Genomic DNA, 25214 nt, shown 5'->3' with positions numbered 1-25214 from the left:
GCAGATCAACGCTGATCAGGAAGAGACTATGGTGAAAGATCAGCGTGGATCAGCGTTCTATCAGGCGCACCAGCGTTCCCTTGGGCACGGTGGCGGCTTTGTGCTGCTGCTGGCGCTGTTCGTCGCCTTCAGGTTGGGCTCGCTGTTCCTGTTCCGGCCGGGCGGGTTCCTGGCCGACTTCTCCGACTACTACTACTACCGCGAGTATGCCGCCCTGTCCGACCGGGGCCTATACCCCTACGTCAACATCTGGAGCCCTTACCCGCCCGTGTTTCCCTGGCTGCTGGTGGGCCTGTACCGACTCTCGCTCCTGCTGCCGCCCTGGGAGCAGCCCCAGCTGGTGTTCAACTTGCTCCTGAGCTCGGTGATGGCTATTTCCGAGGCCGGCACCTTGACCATGGTGCATGCTCTCGCCCGCCGCGTGGGGGGACGCGGACGGGCCCTGCGGTCGGCGGCGTTCTACGCTCTGCTGTTCCTGCCCGCCTACACCGCCCAGGCTCACTTCGACAGCCTGCCTGTGTTCCTGCTGCTGCTGTCACTGTGGCTGGCTCTGGAGGGCCGATGGGTCCTGGCGGGGCTCGCGGGCGGAGTGGGAGCGATGACCAAGTTGCTGCCCGCCCTGGCCTTCCCGGTGGGCCTGCGTCGCCTGGCGCCTGACCGAACGTATCTTCGACAGGTTGTCGCCGGGCGGGCTGTTCTTCGCTACCTCGGCGGGGGCGCGGCCGCCGTGCTGGCCGTGGCGGCGCCCTTTCTCTATCTGAACCCTCGGCTGCTCCTGGCGCCCCTGGACGTCCAGCGCATCCGCCCACCTTGGCAGACTGTCTGGGCGGTGCTGGACGGGTACTACGGGTTTGGGGTAGCTCCGGCGGACGTGCGCGACCTGGCGGCACTGAGCGGGCCGGCCTGGCAGGGCCGGGTGCCTTACGGGCTTCTCACCCTGGCGTTCGCGGGGCTATACCTCGGGCTGTACCTGGCTCGGGCCGACTGGCACCGACCCCGCACCGCGGTGGCCTTCGCCGGCCTAAGCCTGGCCTCGCTCTTCGTGCTGAGCAAGGGCTGGAGCCCGCAGTACCTGCTCTGGCTGCTGCCTTTCGTGGCCGTGCTGTGGCCGGACTGGCGGGGGGTCGTGCTGGCGCTGAGTCTAACGTTCGTCAACTACCTCGAGTCCCACGGGTACTTCATCCTGCTGCCGGAGGAAGACTGGCTGCTGGTGCTCACGACCTCGGCGCGGACGGTGCTCCTGCTGGGTCTGGCGAGCGGCCTGGCGCTGGACTACCTGGGCCGGCCCTGGCCGCTGGCACTCCTGCGTCGGCTGGCCCCGGCTGCTGCCGTCCTGGCGGTGGTGGGGCTGGCCCTGCTCTCCTGGCGGCTGGTGGAGGCCTACTCCCGCTCTCGCTACCTGGCGGACCCGGCCCGACCGGCGGTGGAGTTCCTGCAAGCGGAGAGCCGGCCGGGGGAGACGCTCCTGTTCTTGCGCCAGCCTGACCTGGAGCGCTTCTATCCCCACCTGCATCGCTCTCTGCACCTGCGCACGCTGGACGACCGCCCCCACGACGGCGACCTGAGCGGGTATCTGGAGCGGCAGGTGGCGGCTCTGCCGGCGACGGGCCTGTGGCTTGCTCTGCCTCGGGAGGACGAGCCGACTCTCGCCCCTGATGCAAGGCGCGCGCTCGCGGCCCTTGCCTATTTGGTGGGCGAGGTGGAGTCGGGGCCGTATCGCCTCTCCCACTGGATTCCCCGCGCTGGGCTGACGGTGCTGGAGCCGGGGGTCCGCTTCGGGCCCTCGGTGGAGCTGGTGGCGTGGCGGTGGGCGGTGGCGGAGGGCGGGGAGGCGCTGACGGTCGAGCTGATCTGGCGCCGCGATGGGCCGCTGGAAATGTCCACGTCCGCCTTTCTGCATCTTACCGCCGAGGACCTGCGTCCCCTGACCCAAAGCGATGGACCTCCGGCTTGGGGCGAGGGGAACGTCCTGGGTCGGCACCCGCTTGACCTGAGGGGCCTGGCCGAGGGGCGCTACCTGCTGCTGGTGGGGTTGTACCAACCCCAGTCGGGGCGCCGCCTGCTCACCGCGGACGGAAGCGACTACCGCGTGCTGGCCGACCTGGAGGTGGGCTCGGGCGTTCGAGTGGCGCCGCGATGAAGGTGGGGGAGGCTACTCGAGGCCGGCGGGTGGGAGCGGCCCTGTTCCTCCTGCTCCTCGCGGTGCAGGCCCTCAACTTCAGCGGCGTGCCCCACTCCAGCGATGGCATTGCCATGCTCGCTACCGCCGAGAGCCTGGTGCGGCGCGGCGACCTGGACATGAACTCCTTTCTGTGGATGGGGTTGCAGCAGGGGTCCTTCGGCCCCGACGGGGAGCTCTACTCGCGCAAGGGCATGGGGCAAAGCCTGGCGGCGCTGCCGCTGGCCCGGCTGGGCCTGCGGACGAAGGCGGTGGGCCTGTTCCAGGCCTCCATGCTGCTGGGCCCATTGGTCGCTGCCGGCACCGGCTGGCTGCTGTACCGGTGCTTGCTTGGGCTGGGCTACTCGCTGGCGGCTTCACTGGTGGCGGCGCTGGCGCTGGGGCTGGCCACGCCCGTGTTGCCTTACGGCAAGTATTTCTTCAGCGATCCTCTCACCGGGCTGGCCCTATTCGGCGCCTTCGCCGGCTGGCTGCGCTACCGGGCGCGGCCGTCGGCGCTGATGGCGGCAGGGGTAGGAGCGGCGCTCGGCGTCGCCGTCCTCACCCGCACCACCTCGCTGGCGCTGGCCCCGGTCTTCGCCCTGGCGCTCTGGTGGGAGAGAGCCGGCCTGACCGCCCCAACCCCTCCTTTGTCGGGCTCAAGACAGGCTCTTCGCTGGACAGGACGGGGGGAGCTAGATCTCGCCTCAGCCACGGGCGGGAGAGGGGCCGAGGGCGAGCGGGCTTTGCCTTCCCCTTCTTCCGCTCAGGCCAGGGGTGGGGGGACGGGGTGGCGCCTGACCCATCTGCTGGCTTTCGGCTTGGGGCTAGCCATCTTCGTGGCCCTGTCCGGGTGGTTCAACCTGATCCGCTTCGGCCACCCCCTGACGAGCGGGTACCTGCCTCAGGAGTCGTTCTCCGGAGACCTGGTAGCCGGGGTGGCCGGGCTGCTGGTGAGCCCCGGCCGGGGCCTGTTCCTGTACGCCCCCATCCTGCTCCTGGCCCTTCCCGGATGGCTCGGGCTCCGGCGGCGCGACGCCGAGACCGCCTGGCTGGTGCTGGGCGTCTTCGTCCTGCACGTGCTCATCTACGGCAAGTGGTTCATGTGGCATGGGGGCTACTGCTGGGGGCCTCGCTTCCTGCTGCCCACGCTGCCCTTTCTGGCCCTGGCCTTGGCGCCGGTGTGGGAGCGGGGCGGGCCGTGGCGAGGGGGCTTCCTCGCCCTGGGCGCTCTCAGCCTGGTGCCGCAAGTGCTGGGCTCCCTGGTCCACTTCGCCCCCTTTCAGGACGACCTGCTTCTGACCGGCCTGCCCCTCTTCGACGGACGCACCTTCTGGGACCCGGCCTACTCGCCCCTCCTGCGCCAGTGGGCCTACGTCCGGCCGGAGGCCCTGGACTTCGCCTGGGCCCGGCGGGCGGGCGCCCCTGCGCCTCTCGACCTCTCCGCTCTGGGGGTGCTCCTAGTCACACTGGGGTTGGCGACGGCGGCGCTCCTGCGCGCCCTGCGGGGACGGGCTGGTGTCCTGCTGGCGGTGGCCGCCCTGGCGCTGGTGGGCTCGTGGAGCCTGTCGCTGGTCCGCTCTCACGCAGGCGGCACTCACGCGCTCGACCCCCTGCTGCGACTGGTCGAGGCACAGGAGCGGCCCGGCGATGCGTTGCTGGCTCTAGTCCCCGCCGACTCGGTGCCCTTCTCCGACCGCTACGAGGGGCGCCTGCCGGTATACTCGACGGCTGCGCCCGACGAGGACCTGCCGGCCGGGCTGGTGTCGCGCTATCGGCGCTTCTGGGTGCTAGCCGAAGCCTCAGGGACGGGGGCGGAATCGTGGCTGGGCGACGACGCCTACCCTGCCCTGACCGCCGGCTCCGGCGATCGCCGCCTGTCCCTGTACCTGATGGCCTCCGGCCCGCTGGCGGCCACTGGCGTGGACCGGCGCACGGTCGACGGGGCGGTGCTACAGGAGGTGGCCACGCTCAGGCAAGGGGACGATTTGCTGGTGCGCCTCACCTGGCTGGCCGACTCGCGGCCCTCGCGGGACTACAAGGTGTTCGTGCACGTGCTGGACCGCTCCGGGGCCCTGCTGGCGCAGAGTGACGCCGTCCCCGTGGGGTGGACCCGACCGACCAGTACCTGGCGGCCGGGAGAGGCCATCGTGGATCGGCACGGCCTCGTGCTTCCTTCAGGGACTGCGCCGACTCTGGTGCGGGTGGGGCTCTACGATGCCGACAGCGGGCAGCGGCTCGAGTGGACGGGCGGGGTGGACGCTGTGGACGTGCCTTTCTCGCCTTGACTTGGGAGGTGGGGGCGTGGCCCGCCCTGGGACGTGGTGGGTACCTGTCGTCGTCCGGCTGCGCCCATTCCGTCCCTTCCTTACACTGCTCCCTTCGCGCGCTCTTGGCGCTCTCCGCAGCAAGCGTTGGTTGTGAACTGGCACGCACAATGCACTTGCTTTGCAGGTAGGCTGGCGCCGGTGGCGTGTGGAGGCCTGCGCCCGGCGCCGGGCTAGATCAGCGCACGCAGACCGTGCTCGGGGGAGGACAGGATGGAGGAGTTCTTCCGACTCAAGGAACGCGGCACCAACGTACGGACGGAGATCGTCGCCGGGCTGACGACCTTCATGGTCATGGCCTACATCATCTTCGTGAACCCGTCAATCCTGTCGGCAGCGGGCGTTCCCGCCGGGCCGGCCCTGGTGGCCACTTGCGTGGTGGCCGGGGCCATGACGCTGCTGATGGGTCTGTGGACCAATTACCCCTACGCCATCGCCCCGGGCATGGGCATCAACTCGGCGCTGGTGGCCCTGGTCCTGACCAACGCCGAACTGGGGCTCACCTGGCAGGAGGCCATGGGGGTCATCTTCCTGGAGGGGTTGCTCATCACCATCCTGGTCCTTACGGGCTTGCGGGAAGCTATCATGAACGCCATCCCCATGAGCCTGAAGCGGGCCATATCGGTGGGGATCGGCCTCTTCATCCTGTTCATCGGCCTCTTCAACGCCGGCTTCGTGCGGACCGGGGTGTTCCCACTCCCTGATGGTTCTCTCACCGGTCCTCTCACCGCTTTGGGCCTGTACAACTCCTTGCCCATCCTGGTGGCCGTCGTGGGGTTGCTGTTCACGCTCTTGCTGCTGGCGCGCCGGGTCCGGGGCGCTTTGCTCTGGGGCATCCTGGGCACCACCGTGTTCGCCATCGCCCTGCGCTACCTGACCGGCAACCCGACCTCCGTGGTTCCGGGCGCAGCCGAGATCCCGCCGCTGGACCAGATCCTGGTGGCTCCCTCCTTCGCCACCTTCGGATCGGGCCTGAACCTGGGCGTCTTCGGCAAGCTGGGGGTCATCACGGCAGCGCTCACCATCTTCTCGTTTATGCTCTCCGACTTCTTCGACACCATGGGCACGGTCATCGGGATCGGCGCCCAGGCCGGTTGGGTGGACGAGCGCACGGGCAGCATGCCTCGTCTGCGCGAGATTCTGGTGGTGGACTCGCTGGCAGCCATGTTCGGCGGCATCGCCGGCTCCAGCAGCGCCACCACCTACATCGAGAGCGCTGCGGGAGTGGAGGAAGGCGGCCGCAGCGGACTCACCTCGGTGGTGGTGGGCATTCTATTCCTGTTGGCCGTGTTCCTGTCGCCCCTGGCCGGGGTAGTGCCGCAGGAAGCGACGGCGGCGGCCCTCATCCTGGTCGGCTTCCTGATGGTGCAGCAGGTGCGGGAGATACCCTTCGACAGGATCGAGGAAGGGGTGCCCGCTCTGTTCACCATCGTGTTCATGCCCTTCGCCTGGAGCATCACCAACGGCATCGCCTGGGGCTTCGTCACCTACGTCTTCCTGAAGGTGGCTATGGGGAAAGGCCGACAGGTGAGCGGCCTGCTCTACGGCACGGCCGTGGCCTTCGTCCTGTACCTGGCGCTGCCCGCCATCCAGGCGCTGCTGTAGGGGGAGTTCACCGCAGAGAACGCTGAGACCGCAGATAGGATGGAAAGGAGAGGCACGCCGAATCCTTGCCGATAGGGCGCGTTTCCTCTCCGCTGAGGTGCATGTGGCGGAGGGCACTCCCCCGGCCGCCTGGCCGGGGGAGCGCCCTCCTCGGGGTGCAAGGCAGGGAGTTTGCTTCCGGGTCCATCGCCCCGATAATGGGGCCATGCCGGCGTGCGTGTCGTCGGCGGGTCGAGTGACGTTAGCTGAGCTGTCAGGAGGAGCGTAAGCCATGCGCCGTGTGAAGAGCCTCCCCGCGGTGGGCGAGAGGATGCCCGGGTTCCGTCTTCCTTCGAGCGACGCGCGCCGGGTAGACCGGGACGACTATCGAGGCCGCCACAACCTGGTCGTGGTGTTCTCCGGTGGGCACGAGGAGGGAGCAGCCAGCGCCCTCCTTCGGAAGCTGGCTTCTCGAGAGGAGGATCTGGAGCTGGAGCGGGCCCTGGTACTCCTGGTGATTCCGCGGTCGGAGGCCGGAGCCCTCGCCTTCGCCCGTCGGGCCCGCCTGCCCTTCTCCGTCCTGGCGGACGAGAGCGGCGAGGCTCACCTGGCCGTGGGCGCTGCTGGCCCGGAGGGCGAACTGCGACCGGCGGTCTTCGTGCTGGACCGGTGGGGCACCGTCTACGCTCGCTTCCTGCCGGAGGGTGAGGAGGGCTGGCCCGAGGCGGGCGATATACTGGGTTGGCTGGAGTACATTCAGATCCAGTGTCCGGAGTGAGGGGCGCCCGAGTGGCCGGCGCAGGTTGCGCCGTAGGTTCGTTGCCGTCAGGTCGGCCAATCTAGCATCGTGCTGCAACTATGGTAGGCCGTATGATTTGACACTCTCACTTACGTGGGTGTAGATGTCTCCTCCGAAGGTGTAGCAGTTGCTGCCGGAGGCGACACTGGCCATCCACCGTGACATCCTGCCTGACGCGAGAGTGGGCGTCTCCGTGCCCACGGGCAACGCGCGGCGGCTGAGAAGGCCCGAGGCGGTCGTGGTGGCGCTGCTAATTCTAGTGGCGGGGGCGGTGCGCCTCCCCGGCCTGGAGCAGGTTCCGCCGGGGCTTCACTTCGACGAGGCGTACAACGCTCTGGATGCGCTCGGCGTTCTCCAGGGCCACCGGCCCGTGTTCTTCGAGGGCAACTTCGGGCGCGAGCCCCTCTTCATCTACCTGCTGGCGGCGGCATTCAGTCTGTTCCCCCCTGGCCCGGCGCTCATCCGGGCTGTCTCCGCCGTGGCCGGGGTGCTGGCCGTCCCACTCACCTACGGCATCGGCCGGTTGCTGTTCCCCGGCAGTCGCTGGCCGGCGGTACTGGCGGCGCTGGTGCAGGCCTTCCTGCCCTGGGACCTGCACTTCAGCCGCTACGGACTGCGGGTGGAGTTGCTGCCGCTGCTGGGGAATGCCGCCCTCCTGTGCCTGCTGCTGGGATGGCGCAGCGGGCGACGCGCCTGGTACGTTGCCTCCGGTGGGTTCCTGGGACTGGCCCTGTATGGTTACATGGCCGCCAGGCTTCTGCCCGTGGTGGTGGCTGTGTGGGGCGCGGTGTGGCTGTGGCGCTCGGGCCGTCCGGAGAGGCGAAGGGTGGCGCTTAACCTGGGGCTGGTGGCGGTTACGGCAGCACTGGTGGTCGCCCCGCTGGCGGCCTACTTCCTCCGGCATCCGGACAGCTTTAGTCACCGGGCGGGGCAGGTGTTGATCAAGGGAGAGCCGAGGGAGCGGGTCGTCACCGTGGCCGCCAACGTGTGGGCCTGGGCCAAGGCTCTGTTCGTGCAGGGGGACGCGAACCCGCGCAACAACTTGCCCGGCGCCCCCGCCCTCACCCCCTGGCTGGCCCTGCCTGGACTGGTGGGGCTGCTGTTCGCCTTCCGCGGGCGCCGCGGGCCGGCTGCCGGGTTGCTGCTGGCGTGGTTCGGGATCATGCTCCTGCCCAGCGTGCTCACGGACCATGCCCCTAGCTTCCAGCGGGCCATCGGAGCGGCGCCTCCGCTATGCCTACTGGTGGGGTGGGGGCTGGATGAGTGGCGCGGCCTGGTCCTGCGGCTGTCGGGACGGCGGTGGGTGGCGGGGCTAGTGGCCTCTGCGGTTCTGGTGGGCCATGCTGGGCAGGCGCTGCACCAGTACTTCGTCCGTTGGGGCACCGACAATGCCCTGTACTATGCCTTCGATGAGGGCATCTACCAGATCGGCCAGTACATGCGCCAGGCGACGCTGGAAGGCCAGCGCGTGTACCTGAGCCCGGTGCGGCCCGACCACGCCACTCTCCACTTCGTCATGCGCGATGTGGGCGGCCCGGCGACGTTCGATGGCCGGGAGACCTTCGTCCTGCCTCCGGGCGGTGCTGGGCCGGTGCAGTACCTGGTGCTGGTGAGGGAGGACCATCTCACCCTGAGCAAGGTCCGCACCCTCTACCCTGAGGCGGTCGAAGAGCACGTCTTCCGCGACCGCCTGGGGCAGGCCTACGCGGTCGCTCTCCTGGGGTTGGAGCCCAGATTCCCCGCTCCTCCCCGCATGCCTCGGCTCACCGCCCGATGGGAGACCGGGATTGCGCTGGAGGGGCTGGCAGTCCGGGTGGAGCTGCCTCGCATCAACCAGGTGAGGTTCTACGTCTTCTGGAGCGCCGACTCCAGCCAGCCTGAGGACTACACCGCTTTCGTCCACTTCATCGGACCGCCCAACCCGGAGACAGGTACTCCCTTGTGGTGCCAGTCCGACTCTATGCCAGGGGCAGGCACCTATCCCACTTCGCACTGGAGACCGGGCGAGATAGTGGTGGACAGCCACACTCTCGATTTGCCCGAGGGCCTTCCTGATGGCGAGTATTACGTCGAGATCGGCTGGTACCTGCTGAGCACCGGCGAGCGCCTGCTGCTGGCGGACCCTGACGCAGGGAGTGACACGTTGCTCCTGGGCCCCTTCACTATGAGAGATGGGCGCGTGGAGCGCGATGGGGCGTAGGACGCCGATGCCGGGTGGTGTCTCTTCTCTTGCGTGAGTTCGGAGCGGGGAGGAGCTGAGCGCGAGGTCGCGCCCGTCTTGACGGAGGCGAAGGCGCAGGGTTCGTGTCCTCCTGGCCCCGGAGTTCGCTACCCCTCGAGGAGTTCGCGCGCCCACGCGCGAGAGAGCCCTGGTGGCAGACTTCTCCGTGGGGCCCCGCGCCTGGGGGCGCGGACTCCTCGCGAGGAAGAGTGGTTGCTACCTCTCGAGGAGTTCGCGCGCCCATGCGCGAAGGGGCTCCAGTGGGAGACGTGGGGTGGGGGCGCGGAGTCCTCAGGGGCGGGGCCTGAGAGGGGTCGCGCACGAAGACTCGTCTCCGCCGGCGGGGCGCTCTCCGCTTCTCTTCCCTATCCGGGGACATCGGCGTATCATCGGCACCATCAGTTTTCCTTGGAGGGTGGCCCCCTCATGCAAGGTTCACTCGTCCGCCTCCGGCCCGTCACCCGCGAGGACCTGCCGCGCTACGTGGAGTGGATCGCCGATCCCGAGGTGAGGCGCCATCTCAACTTCTACCGGCCGCTGTCCCTGGAAGACGAGGAGCACTGGTTCGAGCGCCTGAGAGGGGATGGCGGTCAGGAGGTGTTCGCCATCGAGACCCTCGAAGGCCGCCACATCGGGGGGATCGGGCTGCACGGCATCCACACTCGCTATCGCCTGGCGGAAGCGGGGATCTTCATCGGAGCCAAGGAATGCTGGGGGCGCGGCTACGGCACCGACGCCATGAGGCTGCTGCTGGCCTTCGCCTTCGACCAGCTCAACCTGCACCGAGTCTTTCTGAACGTGCACTCGGACAACTTGAGGGCCTTGCGATCTTACGAGAAGTGCGGGTTCGTCCTCGAGGGCACGCTGCGCCAGGCGGCGTACAAGGACGGCCGATATTGGGACGTGCACGTGATGGCTGTGCTCAAGGACGAATTCGAGCGAATCGGTGGGGAGGTACGGTGACCGGTAGCATCAAGATCCTGAGTGGGCGCGCCAACCCTGCCCTGGCGCAGGAGATCGCGGAGCGGCTGGGCATCTCCGTGAGCGGCGTGGATATCGTGGACTTTCCCAATGAGAACATCTTCGTCAGATTGCATCAGAGCGTGCGGGGTCAGGACGTCTATATCATCCAGCCCACCTATCCCTGGGTGAACCGCAGCATCATGGAACTCCTGATCATGATAGATACGCTCAAGCGAGCCAGCGCCGGGCAGATCACTGCCGTGGTGCCCTACTACGCCTACGGCCGGACGGACAAGAAGGATCAGCCCCGTGTGCCCATCACCGCCCGGCTGGTGGCGGACATGATCACCACGGCGGGAGCCGATCGCGTGGTTACCATAGACCTGCACGCGGGGCAGATACAGGGGTTCTTCAACATCCCGGTGGACGAACTGACGGCCTTCCACATCCTGAGCGAGTACCTGAAGGAGAAAGACCTGAGCCAGGCGGTCATCACCACCGCCGACCTGGGGTTCGCCAAGAAGGCCCGCAACTACGCTGAGGCCTTGGACCTGCCTCTCACCTTCGTGGAGAAGCGCCGCTCCGGACGCAAGGGCAGCACCACCGAATCGCTGACGGTGATCGGGGAGGTGGCAGACAAGGACTGTATCATTGTTGAAGACGAGATAGCTACCGGGGGCACTGTGATCAGCGCGGTGGAGATTCTGAAGCAGCAGGGCGCCAGGGACATCTACATCGCCTTCACCCACGCGGTTCTGGCGGGGGAGGCGGTGGCCAGGCTGGCTGCAGCGGAGGTGACGGAACTCATCACCACCAACACCCTGGCGATTCCGGCGGAGAAGCGGTTGCCCAACCTGACCGTGCTATCGGTGGCGAGCTTGCTGGCCGAGGTGATACGCCGCATTCACTACGGCATCTCGGTGGGAGAGCTGTTCGGGGAGTAGGGAGGCTGGAGGGGCTGTGACTCCGGAGATCATTGCCATCGGTGAAGCCCTGGTCGAGATCATGCGTCCGGAGCGCGACCTGCCTCTGGACCGGGCCGGGCCCTTCGTGGGGCCCTTCCCCAGTGGGGCGCCGGCCATCTTCGCCGACGCTGCCGCCCGGTTGGGGGCGCGCACCGGGTTCATCGGCGTGGTGGGGGAGGACGACTTCGGCTTGTGCCTGCGTCGCCGGCTGGAGCAGGACGGCGTGGAGCTGAGCTGCCTTCGGGTGGCGCCGGAACACACCACTGGCTGCGCCTTCGTGGCCTACTTCGCCGACGGCAGCCGTCGCTTCATCTTCCACCTGCGCCACGCCGCTGCCGGGACGCTCGGCCCCGAGGACGTGCCCGAGGGTTACTTCGCCCGCGCCCGCTTCCTGCACGTGATGGGCTCGGCGCTCGCCCTGAGCGACTCCTCCCGGGAGGCCTGCTACCGGGCGGTGCGGCTGGCACGGGAGGCCGGGGCCCGGGTGAGCCTGGACCCAAACCTGAGGCCAGAGCTCCTAGGGCTGGAGCGGGTGCGGGAGGTATGCGCCCCCGTGTTGGAAGTCGCCGACGTGGTGCTACCCTCCGGCGCGGAGGCGCGCATGCTCACCGGGGCCCCTTCGGACGGGGAGGCGGCCCGGGACCTGGCCCGCGGCGGCCGCATCGTGGCCCTCAAGCGGGGGGCAGAGGGCAGCACGGTGTATTCCGCCACAGAAGTGCTGCCCGTCCCTTCCTTCCCGGTGCAGGAGGTGGACCCGACTGGTGCCGGGGACTGCTACGACGCTGCCTTCCTGGTGGGCCTGCTGTGGGGCTGGGACCTGCCTCGGGTGGCCCGTTTTGCCAACGCCGTCGGAGCGCTCTCCATCACCAAGCTGGGTCCCATGGAAGGGGCGCCCGACTTGTCTGCTGCCCTGGCCCTAGCTGGAATCACACCCTGATTCACGCTGATCCGAAGGGGAGAACCACAGGGTATCAGCGGGGATCAGCGCAGTATCAGCGTTGCGTCTCCTCGCTGCGATCGGTGGCGGGGGGCGGCTCCACCGAGAGGGCGGAGATCTCCGCCCGCCACTCCGGGGTCATGGGGACTTCGGCTGCGGCCAGGGACGGCTCCAGCTGCTCCAGGTTGCGGGCTCCGATGATGGGCGCAGTGACCGCCGGGTGGGACATAACCCAGGCCACAGCCAGGGTGGCCGGGTGAAGGCCGCGCTCGCGGGAGTGGGCGACGAAGCGGTCTGCGATCTCGTAGTAGCGTTGCTCGCCGTAGCGGCTGGCGTAGGTGGAATTGTCCACTAGGCGTCCGTGCTCGGGGCGGGCTCCGGTGCCGTACTTGCCAGAGAGCAGGCCGCCTCCTAGGGGGCTATAGGTGATCACACCCACCTGCTCGGCCCTGGCGAGCGGCAGTATCTCCACCTCGGCCTGTCGCTTGACCAGGTTGTACATGGGCTGGAGGCATTCGAACCGGGTCCATCCCCGCTGCGCCTGGATTCCCAGCCCCTTGGCGATCTGCCAGGCGGCCCAGTTGCTCACCGCGGGGTAGACCACCTTGCCCTGCCGCGTCAGGTCTTCGAGGGCGCGCAGGGGTTCCTCGATGGGCTGGGTGGGGTCCCAGTTGTGAAGGAAGTAGAGATCGAGTCGGTCGGTGCCCAGGCGCCTGAGGCTGTCCTCGGCGGCGAGCATGATGTGGCGGCGGGAGAGCCCGCGGGAGTTGATGTCCTCGCCCATCTGCCCCATGACCTTGGAGGTGATGACCAGTTCGTCGCGGGAACCGCGAATCAGCCGCCCCAGGATCTCCTCGGCGCGGCCACGACTGTAGACGTCGGCGCAGTCGAAGAAGTTGATTCCGGCATCGCGGCAACGACGAAACATGGCCGCAGAAGTCTCCTCGTCGGCGTCCCCGCCGAACGACATGGTGCCGAAACAGAGCGCTGAGACCTGGACGCCGGTCCGGCCCAAGGTGCGGTACTGCATTTTGCCCCTCCCCGTTTGACAGCAGAATGGAACGCTGATGCCGCTGATGATGAACTGATGCACGCAGATCACGAGAGCAAGACAGATCGAAGATCGGCGTGAATCGCTATGCTATCAGTGGCATTGGTGTCGCATCAAGGTCCCGTCAGCACTCGCTCCCAGTACTCGATCACCGTGGTATAGGAGTCGGGCTCGACCACGGAGGGCAACTGCTCTCGCAGGAACCGGGGAGCCTGTCGCACTTCCTCCTGACTGGCGTCCAACACGAACAGGTCGCGCACCTGATCCAGCGAGAGGGCGCTCATAGGTACAGTTACCAACGTCTCGCCGATGCCCAGGAACCCCCCGAACCCGACTACAGCGAAGGGCACCCGGTTCTCCATGTCCGTCCCGGGGAGGGCCACCTCGACCACCAGGTCTCGTATCACCCCCAGTATCTGGTTCTCCAGGCTGACGATGGTGTGGCCGATGAGCTCGTTGGCAGTGAAGAGCAGGCTGCCCACCGACGCCGGAACAGTGACGCTGGGGAACAGGTCGGGCGTCTCCGGCCCCAGGGGCGGCACGGGGAAGCCCAGCCCCATCCAGAAGCGCCGGACCGGGTCGTCCCACCCCTGCTCGGTGCCGGTGAAGCCCGGGACTCCGGTCAGGATGGCGCGACTGGCCGCCAGGATGAACCTCTGATCCACGTCGTCCAGGTGCAGGGCGCTCATAGGGATGAGCACTTGCCGCTCGAACTGCACCAGAGCGTAGATGACTCTGGCCGAACTGGGAGTGGGCGTCAGTACCGGCTGATCTTCAGAGGGCAGCTCGGGGAGGAGCTGGACCCGAGTTACGCTGATGTCTACCAGCAGGTCTTCGAAGGTCGCCGGCTGATCGGCGTCCAGCACGGTGATGGGATACTGCAGGAGCTGGGTGAGCGGCAGCGCCGGCCCGGGCACGCTGATCCCGGGGGCGGCCTGCTGGGGGACTGGGACGCTCACGCGCAACCAGTAAGCGCGCACATCCTGATCCCAGGGCACGTCGCTGGGCTCTAGCAGCGCCTCTGGGTTCCAGGCGGGTGCGGCGATCAGCAACCCGCGTTGGATGGCGGTTCTGAGTGCGCCTTGCTCCAGGTCAATGGCAAAGCCGGCCAGGGGGGCGGCCACCGTCCGGCTGCCCTGTCCCTGCGGAAGAGGGAGGTTGATGACGGCGTAGGTCAATCGGCTGGGACCTTCGACCGGTGCGGTGAGGCGGGCGGCGCTGAGGACGGAGCTGAGCTCCACCACCAGGTCCTCGACAGTGCCCAGCGTCTCTCCCTGGAGGCTGAGCACGGGGTACCCTAGAAGGCGCCCCGCCTGTATGACCCGCTCCGGCTCAGTCGTCGTCCCCGGTTGGGGGACGGGAGTAGGCTCCTGGGCCCAGGCTCTGCTGGTCGGGGCAAGGGCCAGACACAGGACGCCGATGGTCAGGAGAACCGCCGCGAGGGGTTGTGGCACCTTCATGAGTGCTCTCATCTGCTGACTCCTCAAGCCAACTGCAAGAGATACCTAACTGACGCCAACTGTACCACAACTGGCGGCGTCTGTGGAGCGCAATCCGGAAGCTGCCGATCGAGGTCGTCATCGGAAGAGGGGCATGCTGTCCCCAAGGGATGATGAGGCCAGTGGCGTGGGCATGAAGCGGCGGGAGGGGCGACCGGCCCCTCCCGCCATCTGAGGTCTTCCTGGGGCTACCTCCGGCCGCCGCGTGGAAGTCGGCCGGGTTCCGCGCGCTGCATCGCCGTCCTACCAGCGTGCGGTCTCTTCCCAGCCCAGCTCGGTGTGCCAGAATCCGGCGAACTCATCGTCCCAGCCGGGCGAGAGTTCACCGGGGAGGATATCGTGGCTGAAGCGAGGCGAGCTCTCGAAGGCCTCCCGGGTGGTGGGCAGGTAGAAGGTCCTTACGGAGGGGTCGGGATCTACGCTCATTGCCTCAAAGGGGACGAGCGCGTACTGCTCCCCTATGCCGAGGAAGCCGCCGAACCCTACGATGGCGTACTTCGCCCGAGCGGCGACGGGAGCGGGAGCACCGAAGGGTGACTGGCCGGCCTCGCCCAGGCCCTGCTGGCCGAACTCGATCACGAAGTCAGAGATCTCGCCCAGAGTGTCCTCGCCAGTAGCGTCACGGACGGCGTAGCCCGTGAGCTGGCTACCGCGGAAGGTGCTGCGCTCGGGATGACGGAGGTGAAGCTTGGCATGATGGTGAGAGCGTGCTCGAGATGACGCCAAGGGGCTCAGAGCCTGCCCTGAGGGCACCGAGGAAGGAGGCGGTGGGGCACCGGCCCTCGGTGCGGCCCGAGGTATCGGAGGCTGCTGCCCTCGCCCAGTCCAACCCCAGGCGGAATTGCACCCGGGCGTAGGGCTTTCTCATGTTTGCGGTGAGGAGGTGAGGAGGGCAAGGGCGTAGGCCAGGTGAGCAGCGCAGTAGCGGCGGGCAGCGGCGAGGTTGGTGAAGCCAGCTAGGCGCAGCAGCCCAATGACGAGGTTGTTGAGGCTGGCCATGACGTGGCCGGCCTGGCCCTGGGTAAGACGGGTGGCGTCCTCGCGGAAGGTCACATCCCGGCGGTAGTGCAGGCCATTCTCCACTCCCCAGTAGGCCCGCGTCAGCTCAAGGAGCCGTTCTGGTGAGGCCTGATCTGCTGTGAGACTGGTCACGCCGTAGACGATCTCGTGCTCGTGCTTGCCGGTCTTGCTCTGCACCCGCTCCCGCTCCAGCTGAAAGACCTGCTCTAGCCCCGGCCAGTCGCTGTAGCCTTTGAGCTCACCACTCACCGTGATCCTTCGACGCTCCCTGCGGCCGTGGCCCTTGTCCACCTGCTGGGCGCGGGCAAAGTCATGGCCCAGCCGTCCCCCCTCCACCGTGCGATCATCACCGCTGAAGAGCTCCTCGATATCGGCGCGCAGGGCGGGCTGGTTGTCCTTGACCAGCCACAGGTACTGCCCTCCCGCCTCCAGGACCTGAGTGGAGAGGGCCCGCTGGGTGTGGAGGGCATCAGCGGTCACGATCTTGCCCTCAAGGTCCAGCCCGGCCAGCAGGACCGGAGCAGCACTGATCTCGTTGGTGTGGGGGTCCAGCGCCACCTGCAACAGGGCAATCCCCTTCTGGGGCAGGCAGGCCACCAACAACTTGAGCCCCTCTGGGTCCTGGGCGTCCACCGTGCCCCGGATGGTCTTGCCATCGATGCTGATCAGCACCTCCAGACCCGCCTGGGGCGACTCCTGGAGGAAGGCCCCTATGGCCCGGTCCAACTCCTCCGGGCACACTGCCCCCGCCAGCACCCGCCGGTAGGTGTTGTGGTGAGGCACCCGGGCCAGCTTCATCCCCAGGGCCCGCCCCAACTGCTCTCGGCGGTGTCTGACCCACTCGGCAATCCCACTAGGCCGATCCTCCCCGCAGAGCTTGGCCAGCACCACAAAGAGCAGGATCAGGGGCAGGGGATAGCGCTTGCCCTGCCGGTGCCGCCTGTCACTCAGAGCCTCCAGTCGGCGCCACAGAGAGCGCACCTCAAAGACCACCGGACCCACCGCTGTCATCTGATCAGAGGAGAGTGTGCTATACTGCACCTTGAGCCTCCTTGGTTAGTGCTTGCTTCTCAGCTTTACAATAACCAAGTGAGGCTCGCTTCGCATCCCCTCCGGCTCACCCCTTGCTCCGCTCACCTCCCCGACTTTGAGAAAGCCCTACACCCGGGCGGCTGGCCCTTGACAGGGTGATGGTGCGGGTGCATAACGTCGCCAGCGCGCGGGGGGACCACTGCCGCGCTTCTGGGCGGACCAGTTCGGAGGACAAATGGGCGACAAGGTGAGGATAGGGTTCATTGGCTCTGGGGGCATCGCCATAGGCCACGCTATGAGGCTGCACGACAGCGGGTTGGCGGAAGTGGTGGCGCTGTCGGACCCGAGCGAGGCAAGCCTGGCACGCATGAAAGAAGCGCGGCCCGAGTTGGCGGATGTTCCCACCTTCAGTGACTACCGGGAGATGCTGGACAAGGTGGCGATGGACGGAGTTGAGATCCACTCGCCGCACTGCTTCCACGCCCGGCAGATACTGGATGCGCTCGATGCCGGCCTGCACGTCCTTTGCGAGAAGCCCATGACCTCGACGGTGGCCGATGCCCGGGCGGTGATAGCCAGGCGGGACGAGACGGGCAAGATCCTCACCATTTCGTATCAGCGGCACTACGAGCCCACCTACCAGTTCATCCGTGAAATGGCCCAGGGAGGGGACCTGGGCCGGCTGCAGATGGTCTCCTTGGTGTTGAGCCAAGATTGGCTCCGTGGCACCCGCGGGACCTGGCGGCAGAGCCTGGAGATATCCTGTGGCGGACAGCTCAACGACTCGGGCAGCCACCTGGTTGACATGATGCTCTGGACTACCGGGCTGGAGGCCGATCGGGTCTACGCCGAGATCAACCGCTACGACTGCGAGGTGGACATTGATAGCGCCATCGTCGCTCGCTTCGTGGGGGGGACGCTGGGCAACGTGACCATCATGGGGGCCTCGCCCACTCCCTTCTGGGAGTTCTTCGGGGTGTGGGGTTCAGAGGGCGCCGTGGTCTACGACCGGCTCAACGGCGTCCAGGTGCTCAGGGTGGGGCAGGAACCACTGACGCCGGAGCTCCCTCCTGCCGATAACAACCCCGACCTGAACTTTGTCCGCGCCATCCTGGGCCTGGAGGAGCCGGGCGTTCCCGCTGAGTGCGGCTTGCGGGTCAGCGAGTTCACCGAGGCGGCCTGGCGGTCGGCGGGGCTGGGGCGGCCGGTCTTGGTGCGGGAGATGTGATGCCACGTCTGGCCATACTCACCAGCGGAGGGGACTCGCCTGGCACCAACGCTGCCATCGAGTCGGCGGTTCGGCACGCCGATCGACTGGGGCTGCAGACTCTCGGGGTGCGTTCTGGTTTTGCCGGACTGGCTGAGGGCGAGCTGGAGACGCTCACGCCGGCACAGGTGGATGGCATCTCCGCTCGGGGAGGTACGGTGCTAGGCACTTCCCGGGACCGCACGGTTGGCGACCGGAGTGGCCGGGACCGTATCTTGCAAGTGATCTCTCGGGAAGGCATAGATGGCGTCATCGTGCTGGGAGGGGATGGCAGTATCCGGCACGGAGCGACGGCGCTGGAAGCCATGGGAGTGACCTGTGCGGCCATCCCCTGCACCATAGACAACGATGTGCCGGGCACGGATCGCACCCTGGGCTTCGACACCGCCTGCAACCGCGCCATCGCTCTCGCCGATGCGATTCGGGACACCGCCCAGGCTTTGCCCGGTCGAATGTTCGTGCTGGAGACGCTGGGGGGGAACACGGGGTTCATTGCGTTGGCCGTGGCTGAGGCGGTGCATGCCGATCTCGTCTTGCTACCCGAGTACCCTTTGGATCTGGACTACGGGGCCAGACGCATGCGGGCAGCCGTGGCGCGGCAGGGGTACGCTCTGGCGGTGGCCTCCGAAGGGGCCGGCGACGTGCCCAGCATGGCCAGCTACCTGGCTGAGGCGGCCGGCCATCGAGTGCGGCTGACTTCGATCGGGCACGCGCAGCGGGGAGGAGCACCGAGCTTCCTGGACCGGTGGCTAGCGGAGAGGTTCGCTGCTGCTGCCGTGTCTCACCTGGGCCGGGACCAGGGCGGATCGGCGTCGCCTGGTAGCGTGGACGCAGCCACGCGCAGTAGTGTGGGCGTGGTTGCCGTCTGCCGGGGGTACGACGTCGAACTGGCGCCGCTCGCTGAGGTGATCGGGGGGCACAAGCAGCCGGACCACGGCGTCTTTCAAGCTCTCAACGGGCTGGCGGTCCAGCCCTGACCTTCTACCCATACACACCTGACCGCGAGCGCCCGATACTAAGGCGTTCGGGAAGGGTGAAAACGTAGCCGGATCGGCGATCAGCATAGGAAAGGGGCCAGCTCATGGCGAGCCCGGCCGGCGATCGGCGTTGCCCGAGGTGCCGGAGCAGGACAGCGCAGTTGGCGCGCACCTGCGCGCTCTGTGGGGCAGCCCTGCCCGAAGAGCGAGAGCTGGGGGGCGTGGCGGTCCTGGTCGTGGCTGCCCTGATGGCCAGCCTATCTTTGATGGCTATGCGCGGGCACCTGGCCGGCTCGGCCGACCGGCAACTCACTTCCTCCCCGGCGCCTCCGACACGGGTGGCCTACGTAGTAGGGCCGACCGACGACGTCGGACGGGCCAGCATGCAGCCTGCACCGACCGCCTCACCCACGCCCATGCCCAGTCCCACGCCTAGCCCCGATCCCACCGCCCCCCCGGCCGCGACTGCCACTGAGGCCCCTCCCGAAGAGGAGCCGGAGCCGCTCTTCTCCCTGTATCAGGTGCAGGACGGCGACTGCCTCCTGGCAGTTGCGCAGGATCACGGCGTGGAGCTGGAGACGCTGCTGGCGCTGAACCCGGAGCTGCACGCCGACGCGCTGCTCCAGGTGGGACAGACCATCCGAGTGCCGGCAACCGAGACTCCCTCAGCGGCGGAGCTGACCGAGGCTGTCCCATCAGCTCCCACGGACACGCCCACGCCGGAGCTAGAACCCACGGCTACGGCTACTACCCCGCCCCTCGTGCCTCTATCCAGCGAGCCGGGCTGTTTCCTTCTGGTCAACCGAGGCGCGGAGCGCGTCTGGGTGACCGTGTTCAGCCGGCAGGTGGCCTGGCGAGACGGAATCAGCCTGGATTCGGGGGGCAACTGGCGTTACTGCCTGCTGCCGGGACCTTACGGTTACGAGATCGCCGTGGAGGGCGAGTCCGAACCGCGCACGGGCACCTTCGACGTGCGCGGCGGCGAGGATGAGGAGTGGGTGGTGAACAGTGATGCGTGATGCGTGATGCGTGACAGGCATACGTTCGTTTATCACGTATCACGTATCACGTATCACGTATCACGTATCACGCATCACGTGTCACGTATCACGCAGCCGGTCGAACTCCTCCAGCATGGCCATGAAGTTCTCGTAGCGGGTGCCCTTGGCGATGGAGTGGCTGGGTCCGAGGATGAATCCGCCTCGCGGGCCCGCCTTGGTCATGACGTCCCGGACGTTGGCCCGCACGTCGTCGGGCGTCCCGGCGATCAGAATCTCGGTGGCCACCCCGCCCCAGAAGGCGATACTGTCGCCCCAGCGGTCCTGCAGGTCGGGCACGTACATCCCGGCGGTGGTCTGGAGGGACTGCAGACACTCGATGCCTGCTTCGATGAATGTGTCGAGGAGGGGGCGGTTGTCGCCGCAGTTGTGCATGAGCACCTGCTGGCCGAAGCCCTTGACGTTCTCCACCCGGGAGCGGAGCGCGGGTAGGCAGAACTCGCGGTACATGCCGGGGGAGATCAGGGGGCCGAGCGTCCCGGAGGTATCCTCCTCGAACAGCACTCCGTCCTGGCCGGGGCGTATGTAGTACTGGTCCAGGGCGTTAGCCTGCCGGCAGGAACGCGTGATGGCGGCCCGCACCACCTCTGGATGCAGGAGGTACTCCATCAGGCCCCGCTCCATCCCCCCGAGGAGCACCAGGGCATCCAGCCCTCCACTCCTTCCGGCGATGTAGTGGGTCGGCCCGAGGTGCTCCAGGACGTAGTCCATGGCCTCAAACATGGTCGGGTCCGGGGGCGTGCTGTCAATGGGGGCTTCGAACTGCTCCACCGTGTACTCGGTGGTCCAGCGCGTGGGGTCTTCCACCAGGGTGAACTCGTTGGAGACGAGGGACACCTTGTACACTCGCCCCTTCGAGTCCCGCCAGAGGTCGTCGGCCACGCGGCGCGGAGGGTCTTCGGGCACGTAGCCCTTGGGTGGCACCAGCGGTGCCTCCTTGAAGCACACCAGGTCGCAGATGCCCACCTTGCGGTAGAACTCGACCGTGTCTTCCTTGTAGCTCTCCACCACCTCGTCGCGGCGGCCCTCCCAGAAGGCGATCTGTGATTCAACCTTGTTGCGCACGTAGGTTTTGCGGCCGATGACCCTTTCGATCGTATCGTAGTCCACTACGTAGAACCCGATGGGCGTCTTGTCCACGGGCTGGCGGGATACGGCGGCCCGAACGCGTTCCTTCGAGGTCATGAGGATCCCTCCGTCTGGGAGCAGGATACTCGGACTCTGGCAGCCGCGCACCTGGCGGATCGGAGGCCGGCGTCAGGTCGGTGACTGCTTGGCCAGCGAGCCGCGTGACACCTGGAACGACGCTGTAGCCGGGGCCCCAGATCGGAGGAGATGAGGCGCGAATGAGCTAGTGGCACGGTTCACAATTTGACAACCCGGGCGCTCCCGTATCATAGTGGCCGGTGTGTGTCTGGAAGCTGTCGCCAGAAGTCAGGCGGATGGGACAAGCGCAAGACAGGGGGAACGCAGATGGATGAGCAGGGAAAGCGGGTACTGATTCTCGGAGCTAGCTTCGCCGGGCTCTACTGTGCCGAATTCCTGCACGATCTGGCGCGGGAGAGCAGTGCTCCGAAGCCGAAGATCACCGTCATAGACAGGAAGAACTATCTCCTGTTCACCGCCTTCCTTCCTGAGATAGTGAGCAATCAGATCAACCCGCTCACGATCACCCCCCCGGTCCGGCGCATCCTGGGCCAGCGGGACGTGGAGTTCGTGGAGGCAGAGATTCTGGAGATAGACTTGGACAACAGGCGTGCCATTACCAACCGCGGCACCTACGAAGGTGACGTGCTGGTGATCAGCCTGGGCGGCGTGACCAACTACTTCGGTAATGAGAGCTTCGAGAAGTACGGCTTCCCCTATAAGTGGATGCCCGATGCGTTGCGGCTACGCAACCACGTGATTGACTGCCTGGAGAAGGCGGATCGGTCCACCGACCTGGAGGAGCGGCGGCGCTTGCTTACGTTCGTGCAGGCAGGCGCTGGCTGCTGCGGCATGGAGGTGATGACCGAGCTCACCGAGTTCGTTCACAAGGTGGCCGGCAAGACGTACAGGAACATCAACTTCTACCGGGACGTGCACATGATCCTGGCGGAGGGTCTACCTCGGGTGCTGCCCACGCTGGAGGAGCCCGTCTCGCAGGCGGCCACGGAGAAGATGCGGCGCCGGGGCATTGACGTGCGAGTGAACACCTTGGTGACCGCGGCCGGGCCTGGCTACGTGGAACTCAAGAGCGGCGATCAGACCGAGCGGGTGGACACCGAGACCCTCATTTGGGTGGCCGGGGTGAAAGCCAACCCCTTGGTGGCCGATCTGCCGGTGGAGCACGATCGGGCGGGAAGGATCATGGTGGACCGCTGCTTCCGAGTGGTCGGCAAGCCAGGGGTGTTCGCCATCGGCGATAACGCTCACTGCCCGGACGAGAGCGGCGAGCCCCTGGCGACCACGGCCCAGGTGGCGGTGCAGCAGGGTCCGGCGTTGGCCCGGAACCTAATCGCGGAGTGGGAGGGACGGGAGGCCATCCCCTTCAAGTTCCGCTACCGCGGGGACCTGGTGAGCATAGGCAGTCTGGACGCGGTCTGCTGTCCCTTCGGCTGGAACGTGTTCGGCCTATCCGGGTGGCTGCTGTTCAAGTATGTCTACCTGAGCAAGTTGCCCACCTTCCAGAGCCGGTTCCGAGCTCTGTCGGACTGGACACTCAACTTCCTCCAGGGGCCCAGTGTGGCCCGGCTGGACTACGATGGGCTGGAGCGCGAGACGGTGCGCCAGGCCTAACCGGCACGGCGGAGGACAGGAGAGCGGGTGGCATCTGCAGGGTGCCACCCGCTCTGTAGTTGTGCCCGGGCTTGGCTTTACGGCTACAGCCGGATTCTGGTACAAACTAGGCCAGGGCGAGCGGTGTGGCGCCTCTGTCTCTATGAGGAGCCTGCCAGGCGCGGCGGCGTTGGATGAGCGGTCCGTCTAGAGCAGTACGCTCGGGCGAGGGCGTGCGGACTCGGTGGGCTGCCTTCGGCTTTCCAGAGGACTATGGACACAGTCTGCGGCCGGCATGAGTTGGGAATGGAGGTGTCTGAATGAGCGACCAGGGGCGTGAAGGGCAGAAGGACGTTTGGGGCGAGTTAGGGCAGCAGTTCGAGGAGTTGGGAAGAACGCTGGCCGCCACCATCCGCTCGGCAGCGGAGAGCGAGGAGAACCGGCGCCGCTTGCAGGAGCTGGAGAAGGGCTTGCGGCGGATGGCCGAAGACGTGAGCCGGGCGATAGATGAGGGGGTGAGCTCTCCCGAGGGCCAGCGGGTGATGGCCCAGATGGAGCGAACGGCGGAATCAGCACGCAGGGCGGGGGAGCAGGCGCTCGACGAGGCCCGTCCCCACATCCTAGCCGCGCTGCGCCGCCTGAATGATGAGCTGGAGCGCCTGACGGAGCGTATGAGCAGAAGGGACTAGATTGCGAGGGTAAGGTCTATGACGCAGAGGGAGTGCACGCTGGACGCGGTGGTGGAGCTCCCAGTGCGGCTTCGCTACCTTCTCTACCTCCCGCCCGGCTATGGCTCGGATCCGGGCGAGCGCTGGCCGCTGATCCTCTTCCTTCACGGCATGGGCGAGCGAGGCGACGACTTGGAGCGGGTGAAGGAGCACGGCATCCCCAGGCTGGTGGAGGAGAACCCGGACTTCCCCTTCGTGGCCATCTCCCCTCAGTGCCCGATGGACTCGGTGTGGACGGCGGAGCTGCACGCCCTAGAGGCGCTGCTCGACCACGCCCTGCAGGAGTACGCTGTGGACCCGGACCGGGTGTACCTAACGGGCCTGAGCATGGGCGGCTACGGCGCCTGGCACCTGGCGGCAAAGGCGCCTCACCGGTTTGCTGCGGTGGCTCCTATCTGCGGGGGCGGGCTGCCCCAGTTCGGGTTCCCCGACAGGGCATCAGCATTGCGAGAGGTGCCAGTGTGGGCCTTCCACGGCGCCAGGGACGAGGTGGTTCCTCTGGCCGAGTCGGAGAAGATGGTGCGACACCTGGAGTCGGCGGGAGGCAACGTGCGGCTCACGGTGTACCCCGAGTGTGGCCACAACTCCTGGGACGAGGCATACAGCAACCCCGAGCTCTACCGTTGGTTCCTATCCCACAAACGCCATTAGCGATCGGGAGGTGACTGTGCAGTCTAGGACTCTGTTGCGTGACCTAGTGGCGAGGAGCAGGAGCTACCGCCGTTTCGACGAAAGCGAGCCTGTCAGCCTGGATACCCTGAGGGAACTGGTGGACCTGGCTCGCCTGGCGCCCTCGGCGTCGAACCGCCAGCCCCTGAAGTACATCTTGTCGGCCGACCGAGAGCGCAACGAGCTCATCTTCCCCTGCCTGGGTTGGGCGGGGTTCCTGCGGGACTGGGGCGGGCCTGCCCAGGGGGAGCGGCCCACGGCCTATATCGTGATCCTGGGCGATACGGAGATCAGGAATGACTTCGGCTGCGACCACGGCATCGCGGCCCAGACCATCATGCTGGGGGCGACGGAGAAAGGGCTGGGGGGCTGCATCATCGGTTCGGTCAAGCGAGAGGCCCTGCGCCAGGCTCTGAGCATCCCGCCCCAGTACGAGGTGCTGCTGGTGCTGGCGCTGGGCAAGCCAGCGGAGAGGGTGGTCATAGAGCCCATGGGTGCGGATGGTGACATCAAGTACTGGCGCGACCAGGACTCGGTGCACCACGTGCCCAAGCGGTCGCTGGAGGAGATCATAATCGGCTGAGCGGAGCGAAGCCGGCTCAGTAGGCCCCCAACTGGTGCAGGCGGTCGTCGTCTATGCCGAAGTGATGAGCGATCTCGTGCTGCACCACCCGCCGGATGATTTCGCGCATCTCGTGCCGGTTGCGGCAGCGCCGCTCGATGGGCCCTCGGTAGATGGTTATAGTGTCCGGGGTCACCAGGCCATAGTTGGTGCCCCGGCCGGACAAGGGTACCCCGTGATAGAAGCCGAGCAGGTGATAGGGGGAACGGACGCCGGCCATCTTCATGGTGCGTCGGTCGGGCCAGTCCTCCACCATCACTGCCACGTTGTCCAGCCGCTCGCGGAACTCCTCGTCCAGGGAGTCCAGGGCTTCGGCCACCAATTCGCGGAATGACTCCATGTCCATGCTGCGGCTATTGTAGCATAGGAGGGGAGGAGTAGAGGAGACAGGAGGAGAGGAGACAGGAGTAAAGGAGTGAAGGAGACAGGAGGAGAGGAGGTGGGAGGGGCTGGAGCCGAGTTGCGCGACTGAGGCTGGGGCCATGAGCGGGGACGAGGGAGGCGCAAGGAGGGGAGGATCGCGGCCGGCTGAAGGTGCCCGCTGAGGGCCTGCGGCCGTGACTGGCGCCGGTGGTGTAGG

21 protein-coding genes are annotated in these 25214 nt (G+C 67.1%); 15 read left to right on the top strand and 6 right to left on the bottom strand.

All coding sequences use genetic code 11. From position 1 onward, the window contains the following. Window positions 1-31: 31 nt before the first annotated feature. The 8 genes from HPY83_08255 (at window position 32) to HPY83_08220 (ending at window position 11954) form a co-directional block, all read left to right on the top strand. Window positions 32-2140 carry a hypothetical protein gene (locus HPY83_08255; GenBank protein ID NPV07939.1) on the top strand — a complete coding sequence of 703 codons (2109 nt, stop codon included), beginning with the start codon at window positions 32-34 and terminating at the stop codon, window positions 2138-2140. Beyond that, a complete protein-coding gene (locus HPY83_08250; GenBank protein ID NPV07938.1) occupies window positions 2137-4446 on the top strand; it encodes a hypothetical protein in 2310 nt (769 codons plus the stop codon). Before HPY83_08255 ends, HPY83_08250 begins: the two co-directional genes overlap by 4 nt. A 252-nt stretch (window positions 4447-4698) precedes the next feature. Further along, the gene (locus HPY83_08245) at window positions 4699-6090 is read left to right on the top strand and encodes an NCS2 family permease (GenBank protein NPV07937.1); all 1392 of its coding nucleotides are present in this window, start codon (window positions 4699-4701) and stop codon (window positions 6088-6090) included. Window positions 6091-6361: 271 nt separating this feature from the next. Continuing rightward, window positions 6362-6847, top strand: a complete 486-nt coding sequence (locus tag HPY83_08240; protein ID NPV07936.1) for a redoxin domain-containing protein — start codon at window positions 6362-6364, stop codon at window positions 6845-6847. 148 nt (window positions 6848-6995) lie between these two features. Further along, window positions 6996-9068, top strand: coding sequence for a hypothetical protein (locus HPY83_08235; protein NPV07935.1), 2073 nt, complete (start codon window positions 6996-6998; stop codon window positions 9066-9068). Between the two features lie 447 nt (window positions 9069-9515). Next, window positions 9516-10052 carry a GNAT family N-acetyltransferase gene (locus tag HPY83_08230; GenBank protein NPV07934.1) on the top strand — a complete coding sequence of 179 codons (537 nt, stop codon included), beginning with the start codon at window positions 9516-9518 and terminating at the stop codon, window positions 10050-10052. Then, a complete protein-coding gene (locus tag HPY83_08225) occupies window positions 10049-10996 on the top strand; it encodes a ribose-phosphate pyrophosphokinase (protein NPV07933.1) in 948 nt (315 codons plus the stop codon). The genes HPY83_08230 and HPY83_08225 overlap by 4 nt, the downstream gene beginning before the upstream one ends. Before the next feature lie 16 nt (window positions 10997-11012). Beyond that, complete coding sequence (locus tag HPY83_08220) at window positions 11013-11954, top strand: sugar kinase (GenBank protein ID NPV07932.1); 942 nt, start codon at window positions 11013-11015, stop codon at window positions 11952-11954. 55 nt (window positions 11955-12009) lie between these two features. On the opposite strand, the gene HPY83_08215 is transcribed toward HPY83_08220, so the two are convergent. From HPY83_08215 to HPY83_08200, 4 genes are all read right to left on the bottom strand, one after another. After that, window positions 12010-12984, bottom strand: a complete 975-nt coding sequence (locus HPY83_08215; GenBank protein NPV07931.1) for an aldo/keto reductase — start codon at window positions 12982-12984, stop codon at window positions 12010-12012. Between the two features lie 134 nt (window positions 12985-13118). Further along, window positions 13119-14477, bottom strand: coding sequence for a PRC-barrel domain-containing protein (locus HPY83_08210; protein ID NPV07930.1), 1359 nt, complete (start codon window positions 14475-14477; stop codon window positions 13119-13121). Between the two features lie 270 nt (window positions 14478-14747). Further along, window positions 14748-15230 (bottom strand): PRC-barrel domain-containing protein, encoded by a 483-nt coding sequence (locus HPY83_08205; GenBank protein ID NPV07929.1) that lies wholly within the window; start codon window positions 15228-15230, stop codon window positions 14748-14750. Between the two features lie 138 nt (window positions 15231-15368). Then, window positions 15369-16565 (bottom strand): ISAs1 family transposase, encoded by a 1197-nt coding sequence (locus tag HPY83_08200; GenBank protein NPV07928.1) that lies wholly within the window; start codon window positions 16563-16565, stop codon window positions 15369-15371. 226 nt (window positions 16566-16791) lie between these two features. Between HPY83_08200 and HPY83_08195 the strand changes: the two genes are divergently transcribed. The 3 genes from HPY83_08195 to HPY83_08185 all read left to right on the top strand — a co-directional run bounded on the left by HPY83_08195 (window position 16792) and on the right by HPY83_08185 (window position 19819). Further along, window positions 16792-17784, top strand: a complete 993-nt coding sequence (locus tag HPY83_08195) for a Gfo/Idh/MocA family oxidoreductase (protein ID NPV07927.1) — start codon at window positions 16792-16794, stop codon at window positions 17782-17784. Continuing rightward, the gene (locus HPY83_08190; protein NPV07926.1) at window positions 17784-18800 is read left to right on the top strand and encodes a 6-phosphofructokinase; all 1017 of its coding nucleotides are present in this window, start codon (window positions 17784-17786) and stop codon (window positions 18798-18800) included. The genes HPY83_08195 and HPY83_08190 overlap by 1 nt, the downstream gene beginning before the upstream one ends. A 161-nt stretch (window positions 18801-18961) precedes the next feature. After that, on the top strand, window positions 18962-19819 hold the full coding sequence (locus HPY83_08185) for a LysM peptidoglycan-binding domain-containing protein (GenBank protein NPV07925.1): 858 nt from the start codon (window positions 18962-18964) through the stop codon (window positions 19817-19819). Between the two features lie 81 nt (window positions 19820-19900). On the opposite strand, the gene HPY83_08180 is transcribed toward HPY83_08185, so the two are convergent. Then, window positions 19901-21043, bottom strand: coding sequence for a hypothetical protein (locus HPY83_08180; GenBank protein NPV07924.1), 1143 nt, complete (start codon window positions 21041-21043; stop codon window positions 19901-19903). A gap of 288 nt (window positions 21044-21331) precedes the next feature. Here HPY83_08180 and HPY83_08175 point away from each other — a divergent pair, with 288 nt between their 5' ends. From HPY83_08175 to HPY83_08160, 4 genes are all read left to right on the top strand, one after another. Further along, window positions 21332-22636, top strand: coding sequence for an NAD(P)/FAD-dependent oxidoreductase (locus HPY83_08175; GenBank protein ID NPV07923.1), 1305 nt, complete (start codon window positions 21332-21334; stop codon window positions 22634-22636). A 299-nt stretch (window positions 22637-22935) separates the two neighbouring features. Beyond that, complete coding sequence (locus HPY83_08170) at window positions 22936-23304, top strand: hypothetical protein (protein NPV07922.1); 369 nt, start codon at window positions 22936-22938, stop codon at window positions 23302-23304. Window positions 23305-23322: 18 nt separating this feature from the next. Then, window positions 23323-23994, top strand: coding sequence for a prolyl oligopeptidase family serine peptidase (locus HPY83_08165; protein ID NPV07921.1), 672 nt, complete (start codon window positions 23323-23325; stop codon window positions 23992-23994). Window positions 23995-24025: 31 nt separating this feature from the next. After that, window positions 24026-24595: a nitroreductase family protein gene (locus HPY83_08160; protein ID NPV07920.1), complete on the top strand. Its 570-nt coding sequence runs from the start codon at window positions 24026-24028 to the stop codon at window positions 24593-24595. Between the two features lie 16 nt (window positions 24596-24611). On the opposite strand, the gene HPY83_08155 is transcribed toward HPY83_08160, so the two are convergent. Next, window positions 24612-24980 carry a metallopeptidase family protein gene (locus HPY83_08155; GenBank protein ID NPV07919.1) on the bottom strand — a complete coding sequence of 123 codons (369 nt, stop codon included), beginning with the start codon at window positions 24978-24980 and terminating at the stop codon, window positions 24612-24614. Between the last annotated feature and the right edge of the window lie 234 nt (window positions 24981-25214).

Source organism: Anaerolineae bacterium, from assembly GCA_013178015.1.
Classification (GTDB): Bacteria; Chloroflexota; Anaerolineae; order DRVO01; family DRVO01; genus Ch71.
Note: the sequence above shows the minus strand (reverse complement) of the source record. Positions and strands in the feature narration are given on the sequence as shown.